General features: G+C 64.0%; 21 protein-coding genes, 1 tRNA gene and 1 pseudogene. 6 read left to right on the top strand and 17 right to left on the bottom strand.

Going from position 1 to position 25,337, the window contains the following annotated elements; all coding sequences use genetic code 11:
* From C7C56_RS30095 to speB, 11 genes and pseudogenes are all read right to left on the bottom strand, one after another.
* Nucleotides 1-153, bottom strand: a pseudogene (locus C7C56_RS30095) (acyl-CoA dehydrogenase); the annotation flags it as partial.
* A 26-nt stretch (nucleotides 154-179) separates the two neighbouring features.
* The gene (gene lysA, locus C7C56_RS23095) at nucleotides 180-1,433 is read right to left on the bottom strand and encodes a diaminopimelate decarboxylase (protein WP_106759712.1); all 1,254 of its coding nucleotides are present in this window, start codon (nucleotides 1,431-1,433) and stop codon (nucleotides 180-182) included.
* A 192-nt stretch (nucleotides 1,434-1,625) separates the two neighbouring features.
* Entirely contained in the window at nucleotides 1,626-3,314 is a 1,689-nt protein-coding gene (locus C7C56_RS23090) for an ABC transporter ATP-binding protein (RefSeq protein ID WP_106759711.1), read from the bottom strand.
* A 9-nt stretch (nucleotides 3,315-3,323) separates the two neighbouring features.
* Nucleotides 3,324-4,340, bottom strand: a complete 1,017-nt coding sequence (locus tag C7C56_RS23085) for an ABC transporter permease (protein ID WP_106759710.1) — start codon at nucleotides 4,338-4,340, stop codon at nucleotides 3,324-3,326.
* A 10-nt stretch (nucleotides 4,341-4,350) separates the two neighbouring features.
* The gene (locus tag C7C56_RS23080) at nucleotides 4,351-5,289 is read right to left on the bottom strand and encodes an ABC transporter permease (RefSeq protein WP_106759709.1); all 939 of its coding nucleotides are present in this window, start codon (nucleotides 5,287-5,289) and stop codon (nucleotides 4,351-4,353) included.
* Nucleotides 5,290-5,383: 94 nt separating this feature from the next.
* Nucleotides 5,384-5,743 (bottom strand): hypothetical protein, encoded by a 360-nt coding sequence (locus C7C56_RS23075; protein WP_106759708.1) that lies wholly within the window; start codon nucleotides 5,741-5,743, stop codon nucleotides 5,384-5,386.
* A complete protein-coding gene (locus C7C56_RS23070; protein WP_106759707.1) occupies nucleotides 5,740-7,605 on the bottom strand; it encodes a C39 family peptidase in 1,866 nt (621 codons plus the stop codon). The genes C7C56_RS23075 and C7C56_RS23070 overlap by 4 nt, the downstream gene beginning before the upstream one ends.
* Before the next feature lie 113 nt (nucleotides 7,606-7,718).
* On the bottom strand, nucleotides 7,719-9,059 hold the full coding sequence (locus C7C56_RS23065) for a serine hydrolase domain-containing protein (protein WP_229458943.1): 1,341 nt from the start codon (nucleotides 9,057-9,059) through the stop codon (nucleotides 7,719-7,721).
* Between the two features lie 17 nt (nucleotides 9,060-9,076).
* Nucleotides 9,077-11,578 carry a TonB-dependent receptor gene (locus C7C56_RS23060; protein WP_106759706.1) on the bottom strand — a complete coding sequence of 834 codons (2,502 nt, stop codon included), beginning with the start codon at nucleotides 11,576-11,578 and terminating at the stop codon, nucleotides 9,077-9,079.
* Between the two features lie 275 nt (nucleotides 11,579-11,853).
* Entirely contained in the window at nucleotides 11,854-12,756 is a 903-nt protein-coding gene (locus C7C56_RS23055; protein WP_106759705.1) for a LysR family transcriptional regulator, read from the bottom strand.
* 289 nt (nucleotides 12,757-13,045) lie between these two features.
* On the bottom strand, nucleotides 13,046-13,993 hold the full coding sequence (speB, locus tag C7C56_RS23050; RefSeq protein ID WP_106759704.1) for an agmatinase: 948 nt from the start codon (nucleotides 13,991-13,993) through the stop codon (nucleotides 13,046-13,048).
* A 108-nt stretch (nucleotides 13,994-14,101) separates the two neighbouring features.
* On the opposite strand from speB, the gene C7C56_RS23045 reads away from it, so the two are divergent.
* Complete coding sequence (locus C7C56_RS23045) at nucleotides 14,102-15,067, top strand: LysR family transcriptional regulator (RefSeq protein WP_106759703.1); 966 nt, start codon at nucleotides 14,102-14,104, stop codon at nucleotides 15,065-15,067.
* A 1-nt stretch (nucleotide 15,068) separates the two neighbouring features.
* On the opposite strand, the gene C7C56_RS23040 is transcribed toward C7C56_RS23045, so the two are convergent.
* Together C7C56_RS23040 and C7C56_RS23035 are read right to left on the bottom strand one after the other, a co-directional pair.
* Complete coding sequence (locus C7C56_RS23040; protein WP_181373319.1) at nucleotides 15,069-15,839, bottom strand: transporter substrate-binding domain-containing protein; 771 nt, start codon at nucleotides 15,837-15,839, stop codon at nucleotides 15,069-15,071.
* Between the two features lie 306 nt (nucleotides 15,840-16,145).
* Nucleotides 16,146-18,233, bottom strand: a complete 2,088-nt coding sequence (locus tag C7C56_RS23035; RefSeq protein WP_229458942.1) for a S9 family peptidase — start codon at nucleotides 18,231-18,233, stop codon at nucleotides 16,146-16,148.
* 377 nt (nucleotides 18,234-18,610) lie between these two features.
* Between C7C56_RS23035 and C7C56_RS23030 the strand changes: the two genes are divergently transcribed.
* A complete protein-coding gene (locus tag C7C56_RS23030; protein ID WP_106759700.1) occupies nucleotides 18,611-19,834 on the top strand; it encodes a D-amino acid dehydrogenase in 1,224 nt (407 codons plus the stop codon).
* Nucleotides 19,835-19,875: 41 nt separating this feature from the next.
* On the top strand, nucleotides 19,876-20,226 hold the full coding sequence (locus C7C56_RS23025) for a hypothetical protein (RefSeq protein ID WP_146204613.1): 351 nt from the start codon (nucleotides 19,876-19,878) through the stop codon (nucleotides 20,224-20,226).
* Between the two features lie 23 nt (nucleotides 20,227-20,249).
* Here the strand turns inward: C7C56_RS23025 and infA are convergent, their stop codons facing one another.
* Complete coding sequence (gene infA / locus C7C56_RS23020) at nucleotides 20,250-20,468, bottom strand: translation initiation factor IF-1 (RefSeq protein WP_106759698.1); 219 nt, start codon at nucleotides 20,466-20,468, stop codon at nucleotides 20,250-20,252.
* Between the two features lie 153 nt (nucleotides 20,469-20,621).
* Between infA and C7C56_RS23015 the strand changes: the two genes are divergently transcribed.
* The gene (locus C7C56_RS23015) at nucleotides 20,622-21,668 is read left to right on the top strand and encodes an EamA family transporter (protein WP_106759713.1); all 1,047 of its coding nucleotides are present in this window, start codon (nucleotides 20,622-20,624) and stop codon (nucleotides 21,666-21,668) included.
* A gap of 432 nt (nucleotides 21,669-22,100) precedes the next feature.
* On the opposite strand, the gene C7C56_RS29090 is transcribed toward C7C56_RS23015, so the two are convergent.
* Both C7C56_RS29090 and C7C56_RS23005 read right to left on the bottom strand, forming a co-directional pair.
* Nucleotides 22,101-22,379, bottom strand: coding sequence for a hypothetical protein (locus C7C56_RS29090; protein WP_181373318.1), 279 nt, complete (start codon nucleotides 22,377-22,379; stop codon nucleotides 22,101-22,103).
* 9 nt (nucleotides 22,380-22,388) lie between these two features.
* A complete protein-coding gene (locus tag C7C56_RS23005; protein ID WP_181373317.1) occupies nucleotides 22,389-23,741 on the bottom strand; it encodes a tetratricopeptide repeat protein in 1,353 nt (450 codons plus the stop codon).
* A gap of 54 nt (nucleotides 23,742-23,795) precedes the next feature.
* Here C7C56_RS23005 and C7C56_RS23000 point away from each other — a divergent pair, with 54 nt between their 5' ends.
* Both C7C56_RS23000 and C7C56_RS22995 read left to right on the top strand, forming a co-directional pair.
* Nucleotides 23,796-24,467 (top strand): hypothetical protein, encoded by a 672-nt coding sequence (locus C7C56_RS23000; protein WP_146204611.1) that lies wholly within the window; start codon nucleotides 23,796-23,798, stop codon nucleotides 24,465-24,467.
* The gene (locus C7C56_RS22995) at nucleotides 24,449-24,883 is read left to right on the top strand and encodes a GGDEF domain-containing protein (RefSeq protein ID WP_229458941.1); all 435 of its coding nucleotides are present in this window, start codon (nucleotides 24,449-24,451) and stop codon (nucleotides 24,881-24,883) included. The genes C7C56_RS23000 and C7C56_RS22995 overlap by 19 nt, the downstream gene beginning before the upstream one ends.
* A 294-nt stretch (nucleotides 24,884-25,177) precedes the next feature.
* On the opposite strand, the gene C7C56_RS22990 is transcribed toward C7C56_RS22995, so the two are convergent.
* A tRNA-Pro gene (locus C7C56_RS22990) sits at nucleotides 25,178-25,254 on the bottom strand.
* Between the last annotated feature and the right edge of the window lie 83 nt (nucleotides 25,255-25,337).

The raw sequence follows: 25,337 nt of genomic DNA, 5'->3' as shown, positions 1-25,337 counted from the left end.
CTCGTGGCGGAACGCTTCGAGGATGCGCGGCTGGAGCTTGTTCTGGCAGTAGGCGGCGGTGGCGTCGCGCACCATGCGCTCGTCGTCGCTCAATTGCGCCGACAACAGCAGTGGATCGATCCACGAGAATGCGGCCTTGGTATCTTTGGTCATAGTGTTCCTAAGTTGTTAATGGGCGCTCAACCGACGCGCTCCAGATCGATCATTTCGGCCACCGTTTGACGGCGCCGAATCAAGCGGCTGGCGTCGCCCTCGATCAGCACTTCGGCCGCGAGCGGACGCGTGTTGTAGCCCGAGGACATCGACGCGCCATAAGCGCCCGCATCGTGGAAGACTACCATGTCGCCGACCTGCGCCCCCGGCAGCGCGACCGGCGCCACCACGCCCTGGTCGCCCAGGGTGAAGACGTCGCCCGATTCGCACAGGGGTCCGGCGACGATCGACGGCCGCGTTTCGACGTCGGTTTTCAGGGCGCCCTGGGCGTCGATGAGCGAAATGCCATGGAAGCTGCCGTACATGGCCGGGCGCATCAGGTCGTTGAAGCCGGCGTCGGCCAGCACATAGTGCTTGCTGCCCATCGACTTGGTGGCCCGCACCTCGGACACCAGCACGCCCGACTCGGCCACCAGAAAGCGGCCCGGTTCGATCTCGAGCCCGATCGGATGCCCGAGGAAGCCTTCGATTTCGCGGCGGGCCTGGTTCCAGAGTTCGAAATAGTGGCCGGTGTCGACGCTGGGCTCGCCGGGGCGGTACGGGATCGCCAGCCCGCCGCCGGCGGAGATGGCGTCGAGGTTGACGTCGCGGCGGCGCACCAGTTCGACCATCGCGCCGCACACCTGGGCCAGGTGGCCGTAGTCGACCCCGGAGCCGATGTGCATGTGCAGGCCGACCAGTTTCAGGCGGTGTTTGCGGATCATGGCGAGCGCGAGCGGGACATCGTCGTGCCAGATGCCGTGTTTGCTGTTTTCGCCGCCGGTGTTGGTCTTGGCGCTGTGGCCGTGGCCGAAGCCGGGATTGACGCGCAGCCAGACGCGGTGGCCGGGCGAGACCGCGCCCAATTGCTCGAGCATGTCGATCGAACCGGCGTTGACGTCGATCTCGAGCTCGACCACGCGCGCCAGGCTATGCCGGTCGAACACGTCGCAGGTGAACACGATTTGACCGTGCTGCGCGGCGCCCGAGGCATAGCCGGCGGCGACGGCGCGCTCGATCTCGCCGCACGAGACGGCGTCGACCAGCACGCCCTGTTGGCGCAGTAGCGACAGGATATGGATGTTCGAGCAGGCCTTCTGCGCGAAGCGGATGACGTCGAACTGGCGCAACTGGGCGACGCGCTCGGCGATGATGTCGGCCTTGTACACCCACAGCGGCGTGCCATGCTCTTCGGCCAGGCGGCGCAGGTGTTGCGGGGTGTCGATTAATTCAGGGAACATGGCGTCCCTCTCCTTTTGGTAGATTTATCAAATGCGAATTTCAGTGTTTGAGATAGACAGAAATCGTGAACCAATTTTTAACCACAATAAATTCCAACATCGTCCTCGTGGATGCGGGGACCCATAGAACGCTAGCGCATAGCAACCGTTCTATGGGTCCCCGCATCCGCGAGGACGATGTGGTGGTGGGGTTTAAGCTCGGGCGCCCCCGGCCGCCGCTGGAATCGCGCCCAGCAGCGTGCGCGTGTACGGATGAACCGGATTGCGGTACAACTCGTCCGAATTGGCCAACTCCACCACCCGCCCCTGGTGCATCACCATAACCTGGTCGGCCATGTACTTGACCACCGAGAGGTCGTGCGAAATGAAGATGTAGCTCATGCCGTATTCGTCCTGCAGATCCTGCAGCAGATTGAGCACCTGCGCCTGCACCGACACGTCGAGCGCCGACACCGACTCGTCGCAAACCAGTATCTCGGGCTTCATGGTCAGGCAGCGCGCGATCGCCACGCGTTGGCGTTGGCCTCCCGAGAACTCGTGCGGATAGCGGTGGAATGCCTGCGCCGGCAAGCCCACCTTGTCGAGCAACTGCATCGCCATCTTGGTGCGCTCGCCGTCGTTGGCGCCGATCTGGTGGATGCGCATCGGCTCGAGCAAAATCTGCCCGACCGTGAAGCGCGGATTGAGCGAGGCGTACGGGTTCTGGAAAATGATCTGGATGCGCCGCTTGTAGGCGCGGTACTCGCGCTCGGGCATCGAGATCAGGTCGCGCCCCTCGAACATCGCGGTGCCGCCGGTCGCCTTGTGCAGCCGCAGCAGCGTCAAGCCGACCGTGGTCTTGCCCGAGCCCGACTCGCCCACCACGCCGAGCGTCTTGCCGCGCGGGAGCGTGAACGAGACGTCGCTGACGGCCTTGAATTCGCGCTTGCCGAACAGGCCCTCGCGCACGAAAAAGCTTTTGCTAAGCTTGTTCACCACTAGCACCGGCGCGTCGGTGTCAAGATAGCCGCGGCTGCGCTGCGGCTGCGCGGCGTCCAGCGTCACCCGCCCCGACAGGTAATCGTCGATCACGGGCAGGCGCAGCGGCCGCTGGTCGATGCGCGGGCGGCAGTCGAGCAGGGCCCGGGTGTACGGGTCGGCCGGCCGCGCGAACACCTGCGCCGCCCCGCCCTCCTCGCGCACCTCGCCGTGGCGCATCACGATCACGCGGTCGGCGATCTCGCCCACCAGCCCAAGGTCGTGGGTGATGAACAGCACCGACATCTGGTGCTTTTTCTGGAGCGCCGAAATGAGCTCGGTGATCTGCTTCTGGATCGTCACGTCGAGCGCGGTGGTGGGCTCGTCGGCGATCAAGAGCTTCGGTTCGCACGCGATCGCCATGGCGATCATCACGCGCTGCTGCTGGCCGCCCGACATCTGGCTCGGAAAGGCGTCGATTTTCTGGGCCGGGTCGGGTATGCCCACTTCGGCCAGCAGTTCGAGCGTGCGCGCGCGCGCCTGGCGCGCGTTCATGCCCATGTGCTGGCGCAGCACCTCGCCGATCTGGAATCCTACCGAAAACACCGGGTTGAGCGAGGACATCGGCTCCTGGAAGATCATCGAGACGTCCTTGCCGCACATGCGGCGCCGCTCGGCGCCGGACATCGTCAGCAGCTCGCGCCCGTCGAACTCGATGCTGCCGGCCGGGTCGATGATGGTCGTCCCGGGCGCGAGCAGGCCCATGACGGCCAGCGAGCTGACCGACTTGCCGCTGCCGGACTCGCCCACCAGCGCCACCGTGCTGTTGCGCGGCACGTCGAACGAGATGCCCTTGACCGCCTCGAAGGTGGTGCGCTTGTCGAGCCTGAACGTCACGCGCAGGTCGCGTACCTTTAGCAGCATGCCGCCTCCCTATTTAAGTTTTGGATCGAGCGCGTCGCGCAGGGCGTCGGTGAACAGCGAGAACGCCGTCACCAGCAGCGCCATCGCGCCCGCGGCGGCGGTGAGCTGCCACCATTTGCCGAGAATGAGCTCGTTTTGCGCCTCGTTGAGCATGCTGCCCCACGAGACCACGCCGACCGGCACGCCAAAGCCGAGGAAGGACAAAATGACCTCGGCCTTGATGAAGCCGACCACCAAAATCGACATCTGCACCAGCGCCACGTGGCTCACGTTGGGCAGGATGTGCGAGAACATCTTGCGCATGTGCGAGGCGCCGATGGCGTCGGCCGCCATCACGTATTCGCGCCCCTTGTGCTTGATGTACTCCGAGCGGATCAGGCGGAACGGGCCGGTCCAGCCGGTCAGCCCGAGGATCAGCACGATCGTCATCACGCCCTTCTGGTTCAGCACCGCGGCCACGGTGAGGATCATCAGGATCGACGGGATCGAGGTGAAGATGCTGTAGAACCAGTTGAACAGGTCGTCGACGGCGCCGCCGAAGTAGCCCGCGAAGGCGCCGAACAAGGTGCCGAGCGTGACCGCCAACAGCGCCGCGACCAGGCCGACGACGATCGAGGTCTCGGCGCCCTTGATGGTTTTTTTGACGATGTCGTGGCCCCATTTGTCGGCCCCGAACGCGAGCGTTGCCTGCTTGGGCACGTTGGGCGCGAGCTTGACGGCGCCGCTGCCGGCGCGCAGTTCGGCGATGTCGGCGGCGAGCGGATCGGACGCGTTGGGCGGCAGCGCCCGCGGCGCCGCGGCCTGGCGCGCCGCGCGCGCGCTTGCGCCGGTGTCGGTGAAGCCGGGCGGCGCGTAGCTGAGCGCGACCTCGTCCTCCCAGTCGGCCACGATCAGGCCGGACGACGACAGCACCAGCATGAGCAGGAACATGGCGACCACGCCCAGCGCGCCCATGGCGATCTTGTCGTCGCGCAGGCGCTTCCAGGCGAGCGCCCACAATCCGGGCGAGGCTGTTTGGTTCATCATTGGTCCGCCCCTACTTCAGTTTGACGCGTGGATCGACGGCTTGGTACAGTAGGTCGGCCAGCAGATTGAAGATCATGGTGGCCGCGGCCACGTAGATGGTGATGGCTTTGATCACCGGAAAATCGCTGCGCTCGACGGCCAGAATGACCTCGCGCCCGATGCCGGGAATGCCGAAAAACCGCTCGAGCAGAAACGCGCCGATCAGCAGCGCCGGCAAATTGGCCATGACGTGCGTGATGATCGGGATGGCCGCGTTGCGCAGCACGTGCACCCACATCACGCGCCGCTCGGACAGTCCCTTGGCGCGCGCGGTGCGCACATAGTCCTGGTTCACCTCGTCGAGCACGAAGCTGCGGTACAGGCGCAGCGTGGGCGCGATCGACACGGCCAGGCCGATCAAAATCGGCAGGGCGGCGTAGCGCAGCAGGTTTTCGCTGAAACTCTCGCCCCAGCCCTGCACCGGGAACATACCGAGCTGGTAGGCGAAGACGTACTGGAACACGATGATGTAGACCAAAATGCTGATCGACATGCCGACGGTGCAGGCGACCATCACGGCGCGGTCGGTCAGCGAGCCGCGCACGAAGGCGACCGCCAGCGCCAGCGCGATGCCGAAAAAAGTCTCGAGTATGGTCAACGGCACGAGCACCGTCAGCGACGGTCCGAGCCGGCTGGCGATGATGTGCGAGACCGGCTCGCCGGTGCTCCAGGCGTTGCCGAAGTCGAAGGTCAGGATCTGTTTGACGAAGATCCACAACTGAATATGGTAGGGCTGGTCGGTGCCGAGCTGGCGCCGGATGTTGGCGATGTCCTCGGCGTTGGCCATCTTGCCGGCCAAAATGTAGGCGGGGTCGCCGCCGACCCAATTGAACAAGAAAAACACGAGCAGCACGACGCCCGCCATGGTCGGCAGCATTTGCCAGAGGCGGCGTAAAACGAATCCAAGCATGCATTGCTCCTGCGTTGCTCCAGCATTAAAACAGGCGCGCCGGCCCGGCTGTTGCCGGACCGGCGCTCCACTACTTCCGATCACGCGCGCTCGATCAGCGACCGCTGTGCCTCGGATAATCGCTCTCCAAGCGGCGCGGAACCGCCTGCGCCCCGGCGCTTGGTGGCGCCGGCTGGTCGTCCTCCACGACCGTACCCTTCGGCACGATCCCGAACGGCGATGCCCGCTTCGACACCACCACAGGGGCGGCAGCGCCTTGCGGCGCCGGCGCGCCCGCGCGTTGCGGCGCAGGCGCCGCGACCACCGCGGCGGCGATCGCGGCGACAACCTGCCGCGGCGGCGCGTCGACCGGCCCGGCACCCGCCCCGTGCCAGGTCAGCGCGAGCCAGATCCCGCCCGCGACCGCCGCGACCATCGCCGCGCCAAGCACCGGTGTCACACCCGCGGCGCTCATTCGAAGATGTGCAGCCACAGATCGTTACCCAGGCCATTGTCGTTGATGGCACGGTCGAACGCGGCGGCGGGATACTTCTGCCCCTTGCCCGAGACGGTGGTGTCGTAACTGCCGGTGACCAGCAACCACTTGCCATACGGATCGTTGACAGTGTACTCGCTGCCGTTCCAACCTGTCACCGTCATGATATGGCCCGGGTTGGTGAACCAGCCATGCACGATGGTCGGCTTGCCCTGGCTGGCGCGCTGGCGCAACTGCGCGATGGTGCCGGTGGTGGTGCCGTAGTCGCGCAGCGAGCTGCCCTTCTCGCGCGCGATGGTGTTGAACACGTCGGCCAGCGACGGCACAGTCTGGCGCACGCCGAAACGCGATTGCAGGTAGTCGGGCGTGCGCTGGCCCAAGGTGGTGGCGCTGGTGAGGTTGAAGAAGTCGGTCACCATGGCCATCGAGGTGATGCTGCAGCTGCCGTTCGGGTTGACCGCGTTGGCCAGTTGCGACCAATGTGGCACGGTCACCGACGGCACCGGCGCGGTAGGCGCGGTCATGTAGTCGGTGATCTTGTTGTTGCCCGCGCCGCAGTTCGCTTCGCTGAAGTTGTTGCGCGCCCAATTGACACCGGCCCAGTCGTTCCAGATTGCGGTCGAGGTGCCGCCGCCCGGGATGCGCCAGATCGACGCGTTCGGGCCGGCCGCCGCCATGAAGATCTCCAGCTGCGCGCCGGTGATCACGTCGTGCTCGGTCGAGACGATGTTCCAGATCGGCTTGTTCGCTCCCATCGCACGGTATTCGCAGTTGGTCGACTCGATCCAGCGCTTCGGATCGGCCATGTAGGTGCTGCCCCAGACTTCGAGGTAGACCTGCGGCATGTGGAAGTCGACGTACTTGTCGATGATGTCGACGCGCATGCCATGGTCGCGCGGATTGCCCCAGCTGGTCGCGCCGATCGGGAAGTTGGTCGCCGCGCCGGCGATGTAACCGGCCACGCGGGCCCGCTCGCGCGCCGCCTGGAAGGCCTGGAACATGGTGTCGATGGCGGTGGTCTGGCCGTCGAATTCAACCTCGATGTCGCTCACAAAACCGACGTAGCCGGCCTTGGCCGACTGGTACAGGGCGTCGGCCTGCGCCGCCGCCGTGCCCGGCCGGTTGTAGGCCCATGCCCACGGCTCGATGCCGCGCGAACGGTAGATGTCGGTGGTGGCCTTGAGGCAGGCGTCGGGGAACAGCGAGCACGCCTGCGAGCCGTCGGCGATCTTGATGTAGATGCGCTTGACGCCCTGCGCCTTGAGCTGGTCGGCCAGCTGGGTGTGGGTCTTGCCGAGCGCGTCGATGTAGAACAACCAGGCGCCGTACTTGTTGACCGAAGCCGACGGCGGCGGCACGGCCGCGCCCTTGACGCGCAGATACAGGCCGGCTTCCCAGCGGTTGGTGTAGCAGGCGGTGCCGGCGCCCTGGGCTTCGCACTTGGCCACTTCCTCAAGTGTGAAGTTGCCGAGCACATAGTTCAAGCCGCCGGTCACCGTGGTCTGTTCGAAGCAATGGCCGCCATAGGTCGTCGAGCGCACCGCGCCGATGGCGCAACTGCCGGTGCCGCGCAGATTGGTCGCGAAGGTGCGCGCATAGCGCTGCAGGCTGACCGCTTTCCCGTTGACCAAGTAGGAATATGTCGCGGTGCAGGACGTGCCGGCGCCCGCGTTCTGGCAAGCCGTCACCATCGCCTTTGTGAACGGACCGAAGGCATTGGTCGAGGTCACGCAGGTGGTGGTGGCGGTGTCGTAGGTCGCGCCGTCCGGACATAGGGCGTAGGCATTCCCCCCCAACATCAAGGCAGCACTGACGGATAGGGATTTTAGTATGGTTTTCATAGTCTCCTCCTGGTTGTAATGGCCGTGACAGAGTTCTCCAGGCGTGGCGGTGCCGCGCTTGGACCCTGGCTTGGCCTTGCGCCCAAACTGCGGGCGTGTCTCGTTCTATAGGTTTATTGAGAGGGAAGAACGGCGTTCTCGTAGAGCGGCGTGAGGAGCAATTCCTCCTGCCTCGAGAGCGCCGAGTATTGCCCCGGCGTACTTGCCGGGTCGTGCATGGTGCCGCCGATCAGCACCACCATGCCGTTGCGGTTCGCAAAGTCGAGCGCGAACACGGAAAGCAATCCATACGCCTCGCCGAGGTGGCCCGAGGCCGCGAAGCCGCCGCCTTCGACCAGGCTGCTTTTGGCTCCGGCCTGGTGCTCGAAGTGCTGCGTGCCCAGACCCCACGCGGCGAACAGGCCGCCGTGGGTGTCGCCATTGCGGTTGCCGGCGTCGTAGGTCCACTGGCGCGAGAACATCGCCTCAACGCTGGCCGGCTGCAAAAAGGCCGCGCCCGCGTGGCGCCCCTGGTCCATGAACATGAGCATGATCTTGCCCAGATCGGCCGCCGAGATGCGCAGCCCGCCGGTGGGGCTGAACAGGGTGCCGTTGGTGCCGACCACGTAACGGTCGAGGCCGGCGACGACCGGCGCCGGCGCGCTGGTGTCGTCGACCTGCGCGACCCACGGGCCGCCCGGGTTCCAGGCGCCCTCGCCGACGCGCTTGCGGTACAGGGTGGCCGTGTCGGACCAGTCGGCGCTGGAGAACTCGGCCACGTTGTAGCCGCCACGCAGGCCCAGCGGCTGCAGCACGAGGCGGCGCATCAGGCGGTCGAAGCGCTCGCCGCTGGCGGCCTCCATCAGGGTGCCGACGACACCCCAGTTCAAATTGCTGTAGGCGAAATGGGCGCCGGGGACGGTGTGGGTGGCCCACAGCGCGCCGCCGCGGTGGAACACGTCGCGCAGGGCGACGTTGGCGCCCCAGCTGTAGCCGGCCTCGTCGCGCAGCGAGGAGGTGTGGCTGAGCAGCATGCGCAGCGTGATTTTGGTGTTTGGAAAAGCGGGATTGCGCAGGCTGAAGCCGATGTAGGTGCCGACATCCTCGTCGAGGTGCAGCTTGCCCTGTTCGACGAGGCGCATGACGCCCATCGTGGTGACGAGCTTGGAAATGGAGGCGATGCGGTACATGGTGGCCGGCGTGGCCGCCCGGCTCAGCGACGGGTTGCCGCTGTCGATGTGGCGCATGCCAAACTGCCCCTCGTAGCTGACCTTGCCGCCACGGATCGCCAGCACGGAAAAGCTGGACATGCCGTGGCGCGGGTCGCTGAGGACAGCCTTGAAACTTTGCTCGAGCCGCTCGGCGGCGGCGGGAGCTGTGGCGGGGGCGGCCGGCGCGGCCGGTTGCCCGGTCGAACAAGCCGCCCCCGCCATCGCGATGAGGGCGCAAACCATGATGCTGCGAACTGCGTGCATAGCCGCCCTCCTCCCTGTTACAGGAACTGATACGACAGGTTGACGCCCATGGTGCGCGGTTGGGCGTAGATCGGACGCGCGCCGGTGATGCCGATCGGCTGCGACGACACCTGCGCCTGGCTGTTGGCCAGGTTGCGCACGTACACGCTCAGGTCCCACTTGTCCCTGCTGAGGGTCGCATTGGCGCTGTAGATCGCGTAGGACGGGAACAGGGTCGGCGGGACGCCGTTGGTGTCGCGGTCGGAACGGACCGTGCCCACGTAGCGTCCGCTCAGGCCGGCGCTCAGGTACATGCCGTTGTCGAAATACGTGTTGTAGCGCACGCCGGCATTGTGCTTCCACTTGGCGCTGCCGCCGAGTTTGTCGCCGGCGTGGAAGGTCCTGCAGCCGGTGGTCGTGACCTGGTACAGGCAATGGGTGCTGGTCTCGTCGAGCTCGCCCATGGTGGTGGCGGTCGCATAGGTCGTGCTCCAGTTGGAGTTGAACTTGTAGCGGGCGGCGAATTCGAAGCCCTGCGTGTGCGCCTTCGGTCCGTTGGTGGTGCCGTTGATCGGGAAGCCGTTTTCGACGTCCTGGGCGCGGTAGGTCTGCGGGTCTTTCCACTCGATGCGGTAGATGGCCGTTTCCACGTACAGCTTGCGGTCGAGGAAGGAACCCTTCAGGCCCAGCTCCTTGTTGAAGGTCGAATCTGGCGCGTACTCGTTGCCCTCCTTGGTGATCTTGTTGGCGCCGAAGTCGCGGAAGCCGTTGATGCCGCCCGGACGGTAGCCCTGCGACAGGGTGAGGTAGGACAACAAATTGGGGTTGAACTGGTACGAGGTGTTGAACTTGAAGTAGGCCTTGCCGTTGTCGCTGGTGGAGTTGGTCTTGTCGCTGTCGACCAGATCGTAGGTGAAGTCCTTGATGTACGAACGCGCGGTGTCCTCGAACTTGAACACGCGCCCGCCCAGCGTCATCAGCCATTTGTCGTTCGGACGGTAGCCGACTTCGCCGAACACGGCCGTCTCGGTGTACTTCTTGGCCAGATCCTCGGCGTAGCCCTCGTCGACCCGGCCGCCCTTGGCATTGCGGTCGATGCCGTTGTAGGCGTCGAGGCCGGCCATCCATTCGGAGAACTTCAGGCTGCGGTCGGTGCGGGTGTGGAACAGGCCGGCGATCCACTTGATCGGGCCGTCGCCGGTCGAGGTCAGGCGCGTCTCATGGGCCAGGCCGGTGTAACGGTTGTCGAACGTCATGTAGGCCGAACGGCCGCTCTTGATCCTGGCGCCGGAGTCGCCCAGCAGGAAGTAGAACACGTGGCCCTTGTCGGTGTAGTCGGCCTGGCCGAAGCGCTCGTCGCTGAAGTACGAGGTCGAGGAATGCAGTTTGGCGAAGCCGAGGTTCCAGTCGAAGTCGATCGAATCGAGCTTGAACGAGCGGTCCGAGAATTCCTCGTAGCGCGACAGGATCGTATGGTCGTTGACCGCGTATGGGGTGGTGAACGCGTTGGTGTAGGTCGGGCAGGCGGTCTTGCCTTCCGGGCCGCATTGCGCGCCGTAGCGGTCGAAGTTCCAGACCGCGAGCTTTTCGGCCGCGGTGGTCGCGTTGGCGATGCCGAGCGGCGTGAGGCTCACGCCGCTGCTGCCGTGCGCGAGCTGGTTTTGCTGGGTGTGCGCCAGCGTCACGGACAGGTCGGGGGTGATTTTCCACAGCAGCGCGACGCGCCCGCCGTTGACCTTTTGCCAGTCGTCGTCCTCGTACACGTTCTGGTTCGCGTCCGGCTTGGTGGTCCAGGTGCCGGCGCCATTGTTGACATTCCATGGCGGGTTCGAGACGCGGTCGGTGTAGCCCTTCTCGTCGAGCCGGGCGACCGAGGCGCGCAATGCCACGCTCGAACCGAGCGGCAGGTTCAGGACCAGGTCGGTGTCGTTGCTGATGCCGCCGTTCTGGGTCTGGTAGAAGCCCGTGTTGACCTTGAATTCCGTTTTACCCAGTTTGGGCTGGTTGGTGATGTAGCGCACCGTGCCGCCGAGGCTGCCGCTGCCGTACAGCGTGCCCTGCGGTCCGAGCAGGGTTTCGACGCGGGCGACGTCCTTGATCCGGTAGCCCATGTGTGGCAGCGGGGTGTCGTCGAGGTAGTAGGCAAGTGTGGAACGCACGAACTGTTCGATGTTGTTGGCGCTCACCGGGGACACGTTCAGGCCGCGCACGGTGACCGAGTCGGTGAAGCGCGCGCTGTTGCCCGGGGCGCTGATGCTCACGCTCTCGGTGATCAGGCGCTTGGCGTCGGTGATGTTTTCGCGGCGCAGTTCTTCCTCGCCGATGGCGGTCACGTTGTAGGGCACCTTGGAGGCTAATTCGCTGCGTTTGGAGGCGGTCACGTAAACCTTGGTGATCGCGTCGTCCTTGGCGTCGAGCTTGGCGTCCTTCGATTGCGGTGTGGCAGCCGGCGCCGCTTGCTGGGCCCAGACGGCAGGGGCGGACAGTGAAATGAGTGCCGCCGAGACTGCGGCCGCGATGGTCGATTGTTTGGTTTTCATGACGTTCCCCTTGGGTTTAGCTCTTTTTTATGAAGTAAATACTTCTGGGAATAATCTTATGCGGCGTCGATGTTGGACGGAATGACCGAAAGGGCAAGTTCAGTTGTTCAAACATGCAAGCATTGGTTAGATTTACAAAAGTTGCGACCTCCTCCCTTGCGGATTCCCCCTATGACGGCGGGCGCTTGTGCGGGTTTTGCGGGGCTTTTTTACACCTGCGTCGGACTGTTGCGCCGAGCATGAAAAGGGGGGGTAAAGCCATAACTAAAAGGCATTTAAACCAGCGGCTTGAGCGAGGCGCACGCGGCCTTTGCGATGTGCTGCGCCAGTGCGCGGGCCGGGTCGGCGAGCACGGCGTACTCGCGCACGAGTAAAAACATCGAGACCGGCATCGCCGGCGCGCACTGTCGCGTTTGCACCACAGACGGGTCCATCGACGCGGCCGTGAACGGGTCGACCAGCGCCATGCCGTGGCCGGCGGCCACCAGCGCCACCGCCAACTGGTGCGTTTGCACAACGGTGGAACAGACGGGATCGAGGTCCTGGGCGTTGAGCGCGGCCCGCACCAGCGCGCCGACGGGGTCGCTGTCGGCCAGGCCGATCAGTTCGCCAGTGAGCGCGGCGACCGGCAGCGGCGCCGCGCACGCGGCGCGCGGCCAGGTGAGCGCCGGCGCCGCCACCATCACGACGTGCTCGGCCAGCACCGAGGCGCCGATGCCGGCGTGGCGCGGGTCCTGCAGCGAGAGCCCGATGTCGGCCTCGCCCAGCAGCAGGCGCGCGACGATGTCGTTGGTGTGGTAGGTGGAAAGTTCGCAGCGCATGTGCGGAAAGCGCCGGCGCCAGGCGATAACGGCGGGCGCGAGCACGGCGCCGGCGATCGACGGCGTGGCCGCCACCCGCAGCACGTCGCCGGGGTGCTGCGACAAGGTGGCGGCGAGGCGGCGCACACCCTGCAGATGGGCGACCAGGCCGTCGGTCTCCTGGTACAGGCGGCGCGCCTCGGGGGTGGGATAGAGTTTGCGCGCCTTGCGCTCGAACAGCGGCAGGCCGAGCTGGAGTTCGAAGTGCTGCAACACCTTGCTCACCGACGACTGGGAGGTATCGAGCATGCGCGCGGCCCCGGTGACCGAGCCCACCTGCATGATCGCGTGGAAGACTTCAAGGTGCCGCAGTTGCATCGCTTTTATCTTCCCCGCCGCGCGCTGAGATTGTTCATTAGGTTGTTCCAGGAGCCGCGTGGGGGGAAACTGGGCTACTCCAAATACCCGTCATCCTCGCGAAAGCGAGGACCCATGCTGAGCCTGCCTATACGCGGAGTTCGAACCTTCAGGCCCGGGAACAGTGCGTCTAAACTGGCCAGCGTCGCATAACCGCGTGCTCACGATGGGTTCCCGCCTTCGCGGGAATGAAGAGTTGGTTTCGCGTCAACCTCGCACGCGGGGACGATGTGGTTTTCACCCGGCGCGATTACTTCGCTTTCCCTCCCCGCTTTTTGATCTGTCCGCACAGATAGGTCCAGATGAAAGCGGACGCCGCGTTGCTGGTCAATTCGGCGTGGTCGTAGGCGGGCGCGACCTCGACGCAATCCATGCCGACCCAGTTCAGGTCGGCCAGTTCCTCGATGATGGTGAGCACCTGGTCGGTAGCCAGCCCGCCCGGCTCGGGCGTGCCGGTGCCGGGGCCGAAGGCCGGGTCGAGACAGTCGATGTCGAGCGTGAGGTAGAGCGGCGGATTGCCGGCACGCTCCATGCGGTCGCGGATCTCGCCGAGCAGCGGCGCCAATTGCGCCGGGTTGGCCAGGCCGCGCAGTTCGCGCGCCGGGAACACGCGCCCGCCGCAGGTGTTGACATACTCGCGCGCCTCGCGCTGGGCGGCCGAACGGATGCCAATTTGCACGGTCGCGGCCGGAATGATCAAGCCCTCGCGGATCGCCTCGGAAACCCAGGTGCCGTGGCCCGAGGGCTCGCCGAAATGGTCTTGCCAGGTGTCGCAGTGGGCGTCGAAATGGACGATCGCGACCGGGCCGCCGTGGCGCTTGACGAGCGCGCGCAGGATCGGCAGGGTCACCGAATGGTCGCCGCCGATCCACACCATGTGGTGCGCGTCGAGCAGGGCGGCCGCCTGCGGCATGAGCGCGGCGCGCATGGCCGCGATGTCGGTGTTGGGCAGCGGCAGGTCGCCGGCGTCGCACAGTTGGCCGAGCGGCGTGGTGTCGAACAGCGGATGGGTGGCGTCGCACAACATGCGCGAGGCCGAACGGATCGCCTGCGGACCGAAGCGCGCGCCCGGTCGGTTGCTCACGGCGCCGTCGAAGGTCAGCCCGGCGATGCCGAACGGAAGCTCCGGCGCCTCTTTGGCGGACGGGCAATTGAGGTAGGTGCCGGCGCTGCGGTACGCGAATTCGTGGTTCGACATGGGTATTCTTTCGCTTCGGGTGTGAACTGCTGTTCCGGTTTGTTACACTTGCGTGACTATCCGCAACGCAACTTTTGATTATCTTATCCCCCCAGCAAGGTTCGAAGAATGACAGGTGAAACAAGTTCAGTTGAGCCGGCCCGCAAGCTTGGGGCCGGCATCGCGCCCTACATGGACACGATGTCGGACGCCGACATCAGGCTGTTGCGCATTTTTTGCGTGGTCGTCGCCAGCGGCGGCTTGTCGGCCGCGACCACCGAGCTGCAGGCTGACTTGTCGACCGTCAGCCGCCACATCAAGGACCTCGAGGACAAATGCGGCGCGCGCCTGTGCAACCGCGGGCGCTCCGGCTTCTCGCTGACGCCGCACGGGCTGCTGGTCCACGCGGCGGTGCAGGAATTGTTCCGCGCGCTAGATTCGTTCCGCGAAAATATCAACACCTTGCACGCTGACCCGGTGGGCGAGCTCAAATTGGGCGTCATGGACGCCCTGCTAACCGACCCCCAATTCCCGCTCGCGGCGGCCATGCACGCGTACCGGAAGAAGGCGCCGCGGGTGCGGGTTCGCTTGTCGGTGTGCAAGCCGCACGACATCGAACGGCAGGTGCTCAACGGCGAACTCGACGCCGGGGTGCTGAGCGGGCGCGACAAGCCGGCCGGCCTGACCTACCATCCGCTGTATTCTGAAAAAAGCAGTTTGTACTGCTCGGAATTGCATCCTTGTTACCGCAAGAGCGACCTTGACATCGACCTGAGCGAAGACGGCTGCCTGGAGCTGGTCGAGGACCCGTACACCGAGAGCCTGCCCTTGCGCGGCTTCGCTGGCGTGTTGCGGCGCGCGGCCAGCGCCGACAGCATCGAGGCGGTCGCCTTGCTGATCAGCAGCGGCGACTATGTGGGCTTTTTGCCCGAGCACTTCGCCGGCGCGCTGTCGGCCAGCATCCCGCTGCGACGGATCCGGCCGGACATTTTCAGCTACGACCAGACGATCGAACTGGTGTGGAGAAACGGACCGGTCAGCACGTTGCTGCACGGTCTGTTCGGGCAGCTTGGGGTCGGCCACAGGGCGCCCTAGCTCAGCGCGGCTGGGCGCCGTTGTGCGCCGTGATCAGCTTGTCGAGTTCGCCCGTGCCGCGCATTTTCCGAATCAGCTCGTTGATGCGCGGCAGCAATTCCTGCGCGACGGTGCGGCGCGAGAACGCGAAGCAGACATCGTTGGTCGCCACGGCCAGCGGCAGGACCACGATCTTGCCCTCGAATCCCAATTGTTTGATCTTCTGAAGTCCGTCATCCTTGGCGAAGACCATGAAGTCGACCTTGTTCTCGCTGAGCAGTTGCAGACGGATCTTGATGTCGCGTATTTCGCGGATGCGCAGATGGTTGCGCGCGAACTGGTCGAACTCGGCGCCGAACGAGGCCGACGGTGGCATCACACCGACCTTGCCGACCAGGTCGGCCAGGCTGTTGACGGTCAACTTGCTGCCGCTGGGAACGAAAATGCGGGTTTCCTCGGTCGCGTAGGGCTCGCTGAAGACGAATTTTGCCTCGCGCTGGCTTGTGCGGTACAGGCCGGCGACGAGGTCGTGGCGGCCGGTCTCGACCTCGTGGAGCTGGCGCGCCCATGGCTTGTCGCGCTCGACCAGCACATCGACCTTGAGCGCCGCGGCCAGCTTGTCGAGCAAGGCGATGGCGCCGCCGCGCGCCTCGCCGTTGTGGGCCCGGTAAATGGACGGCAGCCAATCGGCGTCGCCGGCGACGCGGATCTGGCGCGGCGCGGTGTCGCCCCCGGCCGCCTGACCGGCCTGGGCCAGCATGAACGCAAACAGAAACATGATCGACTTGGTCATTGCATCCTCGCCTTCGACATGATTGCAGTTCCACGCCCGCCCGGAACTCGCATTGCCTGTCGAAGATGGTAGACCCGCGCTTGGCGCTGTGGAATGATCGCGCGTGCAAGTACGCTTGTTACGGACGACAAGCATCGGGCCGCGGAGCTAAGCGTTTTTGTATGGCGGAGGGCTTAACTATTCAATTTTGCATGGCCCAGGGTGGCGCCGCGCAGGTGAAACGCGACGCGCGCCCAAGACGGGGCCGAGGCGAGACCTGCGTGCCGGGCCGGCCCTGTTCCACCCTGCCCCGGCAACGCCGCCTGCCTACTCCTTGATGCCCCACTGCGACAGCATCCAGGCCGTGTTGAACGCGCCTTCCTTGATGGCGTCGAACCTGCCCGAGGCGCCGCCGTGGCCGGCGCCCATGTTCGTCTTGAGCAGCAGCGGATTTTTGTCGGTCTTGTGGGCGCGCAGTTTGGCCACGTACTTGGCCGGCTCCCAGTACATCACCTGGCTGTCGTTCAGGCCGGTGGTGACCAGCATGGCCGGATAGGCCTTGCGCTCGATATTGTCATACGGCGAATAGCTGCGCATGTAATCGTAGGCCGCCTTTTCGTTCGGGTTGCCCCACTCGAGGTATTCGCCGGTCGTCAGCGGCAGGCTGGCGTCCATCATGGTATTCATGACGTCCACAAACGGCACCGCCGCATGCACCGCGTGGAACAGGTCGGGACGCATGTTGACCACGGCGCCCATCAGCAGGCCGCCGGCGCTGCCGCCCTGGATGATCATGCGCGATGGGCTGGTCCACTTTTCCTTGACCAAGAATTCGGCCGAGTCGATGAAGTCGTAGAAGGTGTTCTTCTTTTTCATCAGCATGCCGTCGTCATGCCATGCCTCGCCCAGGTCGGTGCCGCCGCGGATGTGCGCCTGCACGTAGATCACGCCGCGCTCGAGCATGCTGATGCGCGGAATCGAGAACGTCGCCTCGGTCGGGATGCCGTACGAACCATACGAATACAACAGCAACGGGGCGTTGCCGTCGAACTTGACGCCCTTTTTATACACGGCCCACAGCGGCACCTTGACGCCGTCGCGCGCGGTGGCCCACAGGCGTTTGCTTTCGTAGCGCGAGGCGTCGTAGCCGCCGACGATTTCCTGGCGCTTGAGCACCGTGCGCTCGCCGGTCGCCATGTCGACGTCGAGCACCGTCGGCGGGGTCACCGGCGACTGGTAGGAGAGTCGCACGCGGGTCGACGAAAACTCCGGCGTGCCGGCGCTGCGCGCCAGATAGACCGGGTCGTCAAACTTGACCGACTTCCAGGTCTTCTTTTTGAAGTCGTAGATGCGCATGCGCGTCAGCGCGCTGGCTTTCTCGCCGACGACCATGTAGTCCTGGAAGACTTCGACATTGTTGATCAGGACGTTCTGGTCGTGCTTGACGACTTCCTTCCAGTTTTTTTCCGCAGGCCGCGCCAGTGGCGCGCGCACCAGGCGGAAGTTCTTGGCGTTTTTGTTGGTCAGGATGAACAGCTCGCCGTCGCGGTGCTCGATGCTGTAGCGGTGGCCCTTGGTGCGGCCCAGCGAACGGAAGTTGCCGTTCGGCTGGTCGGCCGGCAGCAAGCGTGTTTCGCTGGTGTCGGTCGCGCCCATCCGCAGCTCGATGAACTTTTGGTCGCGCGAGTTGCGCACGCCCATGTTGAACTGCTCCACGGCCTCGTGGTACACCTGCACCGGCGCGCTGCCCAGCGCCATGCGGAACAGGCGGTCGGCGCGCTTGGTGGTCGGGTCCTCCTGCACGTAGAAGATGGTCTTGTTGTCGGCGGCCCAGGCCACGCTGGTCACGCGCGGCGCGCTGGCGTCGAGCAGCTTGCCGGTCTTGAGGTCCTTGACGTGCAACTGGTACTGGCGAAAGCCGGTGGTGTCGGTGGAGTACAGCAGCAGCGAGTTGTCCGGGCTGACCGATAACGCAGCGACCGAAAAAAACTTCTGGCCGGCGGCCAGTTCGTTCTGGTCAAGCAGGATCTCCTCGGCGGCCTTGTCGTCATACGCCATGTTGGCGCCGGCGCGGCGGCGGGCATTGATCGGATACTGCTTGCCCGCCTCGAAGCGGGTGTAATAGTAGTACTCGGCGCGGCGCACCGGCACCGACAAGTCGACCTCCTGGATGCGGCCCTTGGTCTCGGCATACAACTTGTCGGCCAGCGGCTCGATATCGGCGGTGACCGCTTCGGTGTACGCATTCTCGGCGTTGAGGTGGGCGATGACTTCGGGCCGCTCCTTTTTCTGCAGCCAGCGGTAGTCGTCGGTGACGGCTTCGCCGTGGCGCGTTTCCTGCCACGCGGACTTGGCCGCCACTGGCGGCGACAGGGTGCTCGCGGCCGATTCGGCGCCGCTCGCGGTGCTGCTCATCGCCAGCACCATTGCGGCAGCGATGGAAGGGATTTTAGTAAAATGTGCCACATACGCTCCAAGTTAATATTTTTGTGACGTGATCATAGGGCCAGTCCGGCCAAAAAGGTAGTAAAACCCGATATGCATATGGGGGTGGAGGAGCGAGCCGGTCAATCCTGATATGATGCAGTTCGTGTTTTTGCCGGGCTTGCGCCCGGCGCGATAGCGGCAGAGCCGGACGATGCGACAGCATCCAACGTCCGAAGGAGCAACCGAACCGGAAGCTCCAACGCTCGCAGAGCGCCACCGCGAGTAAATCTCCCGGGGCAGAGGGGTATTCGACGTGCCAAGGCATACGGATCCGACCTCAATCCCACAATCGAATCCGTCCACTTATGAAAACCATTGCAGTCATCGGCGGCGGAATCACCGGCGTAACGAGCGCCTACGCGCTGGCCAGGCGCGGTTTCGCCGTCACCCTCATCGAACGCCACCGCTACCCCGGCATGGAGGCCTCGTTCGCCAACGGCGGCCAGTTGTCGGCCTCCAACGCCGAATCGTGGAACCAGCGCTCCACCATCTTCAAGGGACTGCGCTGGATGCTGCGCAAGGACGCGCCGCTGCTGGTCAATCCGCGCCCGAGCTGGCACAAGCTGTCGTGGTTCGCCGAGTTCGCGGCCGCGATTCCCCACTACCGGGCCAACACGGTGGCGACGGCGCGGATGGCGGTGGCCGCGCGCGAACATTTGTTCTCGTGGGCGCGCGAGGAAGCCATCGACTTCGATCTGAAACACAAGGGGATCCTGCATATCTACCGCGACAAGGCCAGCTTCGACCATGCGGGCGCCGTCTCGGCACTGCTGGCCGAGGGTGGCTTGGCGCAGCGCCGTGTCACACCGTCGGAGATGCGCGCCATCGAACCGGCGCTGGCCGGCGCCTTTTACGGCGGCTTCTACACCGAGAGCGATGCCAGCGGCGACATCCACAAGTTCACGGCCGGGCTGGCCGCCGCCGCCGGGAGGCTCGGCGTGCGCTGCCTGTACGGACGGTCGGTGCTGGCCGCGAAGGCGGTCGACGGCGGCGTGAACGTTTGCCACGGAGACGTCCACGCAAGCGAGCGCGAGCGCTTCGATGCGGTCGTGGTCTGCGCCGGCACGGAAAGCCGCGCGCTGGCCGCCATGCTAGGCGACAGGGTCAATGTGTATCCGGTCAAAGGGTATTCGATCACCATCAACTTGCACGACGCCGACAGCCGCGCCGGCGCGCCGCAAGTGAGCCTGCTCGACGACGCCACCAAACTGGTGGCCAGCCGCCTTGGGGCGGCGCGCCTGCGGGTCGCCGGCACCGCCGAATTCAACGGCCACAACCACGACATCCGCGCCGACCGCATACGCCCGCTGGTTCACTGGGTCGAGCAATGCTTCCCCGGGGTGAGCACGCGCGACCTGGTTCCGTGGGCGGGACTGCGGCCGATGATGCCGAACATGCTGCCGCGCGTGGGCGGCGGGCGCCATCCCGGGGTTTTCTACAACACCGGGCACGGGCATCTGGGCTGGACGCTGTCGGCGGCGACCGCCGACATGATAGGCGGAATCGTCGCGGACGCCCTGCGGCCGTGATTGCGTTCACAATGGCATAAACGTCAATCAAGAGAGCCACCATGCGATCCCTGCACGCACCCGCATTCCAATTTGCCGCGTATCCAAAACAGACCGCAAGCCAGACCATGCAGGTTGCCAGGAAACTGCTCGATGACTGCGGCGCGATGGTCACCGACATCAAACCGTATTCGAACAAACTGATCGTTTTTCAGGTCAATGTGCGATTGGGTGACTGGGACGGGTTTGTCGCCGGTCTGCGCCGGAGCGATATGAATTTCGACCTGCCGGCGGGCCCGATGGAGCCGCGTCCGTTGGGCGACGCGGACGGCGACGTCTTCGGGACGATCAGCATTGTCGCCAGCGGCGCAGACAGCGAGACCAGCAACGTCATCCCGTCCGTGCCGGGGTGAGGGCCGGATTGGACCAGGTTTCGCTACTTGGCCCTGAATACGATGCGCGCCTTGCTCAGGTCGTAAGGGGTCAGCTCGACACTGACCTTGTCCCCGGGAAGGATGCGGATGTAGTGCTTACGCATCTTTCCCGATATGTGTCCCATCACGATATGGCCATTCTCCAGCCTCACGCGGAAAGTGGCATTTGGAAGACTTTCTACTATGTCGCCGTGCAGTAAGATCACATCATCTTTGGCCATGTCAGTCCCTCTACCGAATCGCACTGCTTACTTTCGCAATGAGAAAATGCTCTTCCTTGCGTGGGCTCAATCGGACGCCACCTTCGCTGAAAACCGGCCGGTGGATGCCGGGAACCCATGCCACTTCCAGAAAATTGCCCCGTGAAAAATTCGATGCATATCGGCGTCATCTACGGTCTTCTCGCGGCTGCGCTGTTTGGCGCGAGCACGCCATTTTCGAAGATTCTTGTGGGACAAGTTTCACCGGTGGCGCTTGCGGGCATGCTGTACCTGGGCAGCGGTATCGGTTTGCTGCTTTGCATTGTTGTGCGCGCGATCTTCATGCGCACTGAAAAACCTGTGTCGCTGACGCCGCCCGACCTTCCCTGGCTTAGTGGCGCGATCGTGGCGGGCGGCATCGCTGGCCCCGTGCTGCTGATGATCGGCCTGACCTTGACGCCGGCGTCGTCCGCGTCACTGCTGCTCAACCTCGAGGGTGTGCTCACCGCGATGCTCGCGTGGTTTGTATTTAAGGAGAACTTTGACCGCCGGATTTTCATCGGCATGCTGCTGATAGTCGTTGCCGGGGCGATCCTGTCATGGGAACAAATTCCCGTGCTTGGCGTGCCTTGGGGCGCCCTCGCGATCGTCGGGGCGTGCCTGTGCTGGGCGGTGGACAACAACCTCACGCGCAAGGTGTCGGCAAGCGACCCGTTGCAGATTGCCTGCATCAAGGGACTGATTGCCGGATCGGTCAACTTGGGGATTGCCCTCTTCTTGGGATATGTGCGGCCCGACATGCGCACCGTGGCGTTGGCCGGCTTTGTTGGTTTTTTCGGCTACGGACTAAGCCTGGTGCTGTTTGTGCTTGCGCTTAGACACCTTGGCACCGCGCGCGCCGGGGCCTATTTTTCGGCGGCGCCGTTTGTTGGCGTGATCGTTTCACTGATCCTGCTTGGCGAGATCCCCGGCGCGGTCTTCTGGGTCGCCGCGGCATTGATGGGCGCAGGACTTTGGATGCATCTGACCGAATCCCACGACCATGATCACGAGCACGAAGCGATGACGCATTTGCACGAGCACAGCCACGATGCGCATCATCAGCATGAGCACGATTTTGAATGGGATAACGCGAAATCCCATGCGCATTCGCATAGCCATACGGCGCTGCTGCACCGGCATCCGCATTACCCGGACATACACCATCGCCACGAACATTAGAACGACTCCTTAGCAAGCGAAGGTAGTGATGCGGAGGTAGTGATGCGGAGGCAAAAATCGCGAAGGCTGGGACTCAGCGAACGACCACATGAGCGAACTACCACCACGTCGTTCCCAAGCCTGAAGGTTTGAACTCCGCGTATAGGCAAGCTCAGCATGGGTCCCCGCCTTCGCGGGGATGACGTTGGGTCGGGTATTTTGTTGATGAAGTCCGGTAGCTCGATTTCTGTCGCGTTAAACACCAATTTTCGCACCGGTGCGATCTCCAGGTGATTATTCCGCACAGCAGTGCGCGCGGGCGGGCGGGGACGATGTGGTTTGGGTTTGGGTTTGGGTTTGGGTTTGGGTTTGGGTTTGGGTTTGGGTTTGGGTTTGGGTTTGGGTTTGGGTTTGGGTTTGGGTTGGCGGCGTTGGCGACCAGACTTACCGCCATTACCTTGCCACCCTTTCCAACCATGCCTTGTAAGCCGGGTCCGCATCAGCCGGCTGATTCTCGATGTGCCTCCGCAGTTCGTCCGTCATCCCGAAAATTCGCCACACGAGCGGTGCCAGACGGGTGGCAGGGCCGTTCACTTGCTCGGCTTCACGAAGCAGTTGCAAACTACGTTCCTTATACTCGGGCAGGACGTCCGACTGGTAGTCCAGCGCCTTGCCCAGGCCGGAGACGACCATCAGCTTCGGCACCTCGGCCGTCGGCCAATGCAGGGCCATGTTGATCGGTCAGTCGAGCATCGCGCGCTCGCCCCACATCGCCGATTTCGGCATGTGCCCGTTGGCGAGCAATGTCAGCATGAGGGCTTGCCCAAGCTCGGGCAAATAGACCGACATAACCGCCGCTGTGGGTCGCTGATAGAACTCGTCCAGTGGCTGCTCGCGCTTTAAACCGATCCGGGTCAGAATACCGCTTTCCAGCCTGAGCACAAGGTCCCCAAGTTCGGCCGAGCTGGCCGTGCCGCTCTCGCTTGTCTGTTTGGCGCGGGCGATGCAGTCCCACAGGGTAAGGGCGACCCGCCACTGCATGCCCTCGCCTTCGCCGGTGCAGCCGATCTCGCCCGTCACGAAATACCTCATCCCGCCCGGAACGAGGTCGAACAGCGCGTTGGCGTCGGCTTCTCCGCCAGATACGACCGGCCCGCCACCTTCGACGATCTGGAAGTAGCTGCTGACCGCGTAATCGCTCCAGTAGTGCGCGGCTTCTGCCAGATAGAGCGGTATGGCGCGGGTAAGACGACCCAGTTCGTCTTCGCGTTGTGATTCGGCGCCTTCAGTGCCGCCGGCTGTTTTGGAAAGCGCAAAGAAACCGACCTCCGGCGCGTCTTGCGCTTTCTTCGAGAAGAGCCAGTCGGCATTGCGCAACCCGTAGTGCCAGACTGGCTGGCTCAGGGTGATGGTGCTGATTGTGAGATTCTCCGCGTTGACCGGGGTGCCATGCGCGGCCTGCTTGCGCATCTCCATGAAGGCGTGCGCGAACTGGTCGAGCTGCTGCTTGATTGGCACAAAGTCGAGCGCGTACATGCGGCCAAGCAGGGCTTCGCCTTCGTCCACCTTGCCGAGTTCCTGGCAGGCTTGCAGCAGGTTGAGCCCCGCCATCGGGTCGTGCTTGTGTTCGTCGTAGACCCGGCCGATCAGCTCGAGGATCAGCGCAATCTGGCCATTGTTGCCCAAGTCGCCGGAAAGCATCATCAGCGCACCGCCGTCGAACAAGCCGCCCGCCAGCACGTCGGCGTACAGCGCGCGTGCCGCCTCGACGTCATTGTGTTCCAAATGATGGCGCGCCAGCCAAAGTTGCGCCCGCCAGCTCCCCGGCAGCGCGGCGACGGTGCGCAGCGCCCGCAGATAGCCGTCTTCGCCACCGCGATCGCGCTCGATCGCCAGCCACCAAAGCAGGCCGTTCTCGAAATTGGGATCGGCCCGCACCGCCTGCCACAGCGTTGCCTCGGCCCGCGCCTCGTCGCCACGCTCGCCAAACACCTTGGCCAGATTGGTGAGCAGCGCTGTGGTCTCACCGACCTTGGCCATGCCGGCGCGCAGCGCGGCCTCGGCGGCGTCGAGCTGACCGTTCTTGAGCAACACGATGCCCAGAATGGTGGTGTTGCCACACTGACTCGCAAAGCGGATGCGCTCGTTATGGATTGCGATTTGCGCTCTACCTTTCCTTTGCCCTATTGCGGCTACCAGTTCAGCCTCAGTCGTGACGACAAAGGCATCGATCTGTCCAAATTTGATTCGATCAGTTTTGACCTCGACTATGAAGGACCCGGTAAGCGCATGGTGCGGTTCTACCTCCACAGTTTCGAACCTGGCCGTTCGACTTTGCAGGATTATATGTCCCAGAAAGTCACTGAACTCACCTTCGACATGCCGCGGCAAGGCATCGTGACAGTCCCGGTCACAATTTTGCGGACCGCACCCTGGTGGATCGACATGCGGAACACCCCGCCCTTGCACACTGATATGCGCATCGATAACGTTACCGCAATCGACCTTTTAATCGGCGCCCCTGAAACGGCCGGGCAACATCGGGTAACGCTGCGATCAATTAAGTTTCACGGCAAGCTGATTCGTCAGAACAATCTCTTGCTGATCCTGGTATCTATCTGGATTGTCTGCGCGCTTGTATGGCTAGCCAATGCGCTGCTGCGCTACCGCTCGCTACTGCGCAGTAGCAGCAACCGGCTCGCCTTACTCAGTCAGATCAATAGCGCACTGGAACTGGAGACGCGGGAACTGGCTGGCAGGTGTATTTCGACTCCCTCACGGGCGCACTCAACCGCGAAGGCTTGCGCGACGGCCTGTTAAACAAGTGGCGATACCGGGGGCCGCACAGCGATCTGATGGCGGTGGTGTTCATCGACCTTGACCACTTCAAACGCGTCAACGACACGCACGGCCACGCGACAGGCGACGAAGTGCTGCGCGCCTTCGCCATGTCGGTGCAACGCGCTATCCGCACCACGGACAAACTGGTGCGCTGGGGCGGCGAAGAATTTCTGATTGTTTGTCTGGGCACGAGCGGGACCGAGGCGCACGGCCTGGCCGAAAAGCTGCGGGCAGCGATGCCAAACCAGATCTGGCCTTGCGGCCAGCAGATGACCGCATCGTTCGGGGTCACGGCATTGCAACCGGGCGAAGATATCGGTGAAGCCATCAAGCGGGCCGACAGCGCGCTGTACGGGGCCAAAGCGAACGGCAGAAACTGTGTATTGTCTGCGTGAGGAAGCGATGCTGCGCGGGTTAGTGCTCAGCAAAAAGTTCGCTTGCGACCATTTAGCGCGTTTGCTCAAGCGCTACGAGATCACCAGCGCCAGCAAATGTCCGCGCCCTTTGCTCAAAGGGTCGCGTTGAAAACTATACCCCTGGCATGCCGGCGCTGACTCGGTCGACAAGAGGACGCGGCCGTGTCCGGCGCGTGTCCGTCTGACTCGGCGAAAATCCGGACACGCGACGGACACGAAGCCCCAGATGTGAAAAAGGCCAACCCGAAGGCTGGCCTAACTCATTGATTCTATTGGTCGGGACGGAGTGATTCGAACACTCGACCCCTTGCACCCCATGCAAGTACGCTACCAGGCTGCGCTACGCCCCGACTAGTGGCGAATTATATCAGAGCGCCGGCCACTTTTGCCAAACAATATCCCCGTCTTCACGGTGAATTTGTTCTAAGCGGTA

It is taken from the genome of Massilia glaciei, assembly GCF_003011895.2.
Lineage (GTDB): Bacteria > Pseudomonadota > Gammaproteobacteria > Burkholderiales > Burkholderiaceae_D > Telluria_A > Telluria_A glaciei.
The sequence above is the reverse complement of the archived record's forward strand: the minus strand, read 5'-3'. Positions and strand labels throughout refer to the sequence as shown.

Bases quoted from the DNA above. Each gene is read 5' to 3' on its own strand.
- C7C56_RS23035 (WP_229458942.1), bottom strand. From the start codon at position 18,233: ATGAGCAGCACCGCGAGCGGCGCCGAATCGGCCGCGAGCACCCTGTCG.
- C7C56_RS23090 (WP_106759711.1), bottom strand. From the start codon at position 3,314: ATGCTGCTAAAGGTACGCGACCTGCGCGTGACGTTCAGGCTCGACAAG.
- C7C56_RS23015 (WP_106759713.1), top strand. From the start codon at position 20,622: ATGCATATCGGCGTCATCTACGGTCTTCTCGCGGCTGCGCTGTTTGGC.
- C7C56_RS23040 (WP_181373319.1), bottom strand. From the start codon at position 15,839: ATGACCAAGTCGATCATGTTTCTGTTTGCGTTCATGCTGGCCCAGGCC.
- C7C56_RS23075 (WP_106759708.1), bottom strand. From the start codon at position 5,743: ATGAGCGCCGCGGGTGTGACACCGGTGCTTGGCGCGGCGATGGTCGCG.
- C7C56_RS23000 (WP_146204611.1), top strand. From the start codon at position 23,796: ATGGATTGCGATTTGCGCTCTACCTTTCCTTTGCCCTATTGCGGCTAC.
- C7C56_RS23065 (WP_229458943.1), bottom strand. From the start codon at position 9,059: ATGCACGCAGTTCGCAGCATCATGGTTTGCGCCCTCATCGCGATGGCG.
- C7C56_RS29090 (WP_181373318.1), bottom strand. From the start codon at position 22,379: ATGGCCCTGCATTGGCCGACGGCCGAGGTGCCGAAGCTGATGGTCGTC.
- C7C56_RS23070 (WP_106759707.1), bottom strand. From the start codon at position 7,605: ATGAAAACCATACTAAAATCCCTATCCGTCAGTGCTGCCTTGATGTTG.
- C7C56_RS23085 (WP_106759710.1), bottom strand. From the start codon at position 4,340: ATGATGAACCAAACAGCCTCGCCCGGATTGTGGGCGCTCGCCTGGAAG.
- C7C56_RS23060 (WP_106759706.1), bottom strand. From the start codon at position 11,578: ATGAAAACCAAACAATCGACCATCGCGGCCGCAGTCTCGGCGGCACTC.
- infA (WP_106759698.1), bottom strand. From the start codon at position 20,468: ATGGCCAAAGATGATGTGATCTTACTGCACGGCGACATAGTAGAAAGT.
- C7C56_RS23030 (WP_106759700.1), top strand. From the start codon at position 18,611: ATGAAAACCATTGCAGTCATCGGCGGCGGAATCACCGGCGTAACGAGC.
- lysA (WP_106759712.1), bottom strand. From the start codon at position 1,433: ATGTTCCCTGAATTAATCGACACCCCGCAACACCTGCGCCGCCTGGCC.
- C7C56_RS23055 (WP_106759705.1), bottom strand. From the start codon at position 12,756: ATGCAACTGCGGCACCTTGAAGTCTTCCACGCGATCATGCAGGTGGGC.
- speB (WP_106759704.1), bottom strand. From the start codon at position 13,993: ATGTCGAACCACGAATTCGCGTACCGCAGCGCCGGCACCTACCTCAAT.
- C7C56_RS23080 (WP_106759709.1), bottom strand. From the start codon at position 5,289: ATGCTTGGATTCGTTTTACGCCGCCTCTGGCAAATGCTGCCGACCATG.
- C7C56_RS23045 (WP_106759703.1), top strand. From the start codon at position 14,102: ATGACAGGTGAAACAAGTTCAGTTGAGCCGGCCCGCAAGCTTGGGGCC.
- C7C56_RS23025 (WP_146204613.1), top strand. From the start codon at position 19,876: ATGCGATCCCTGCACGCACCCGCATTCCAATTTGCCGCGTATCCAAAA.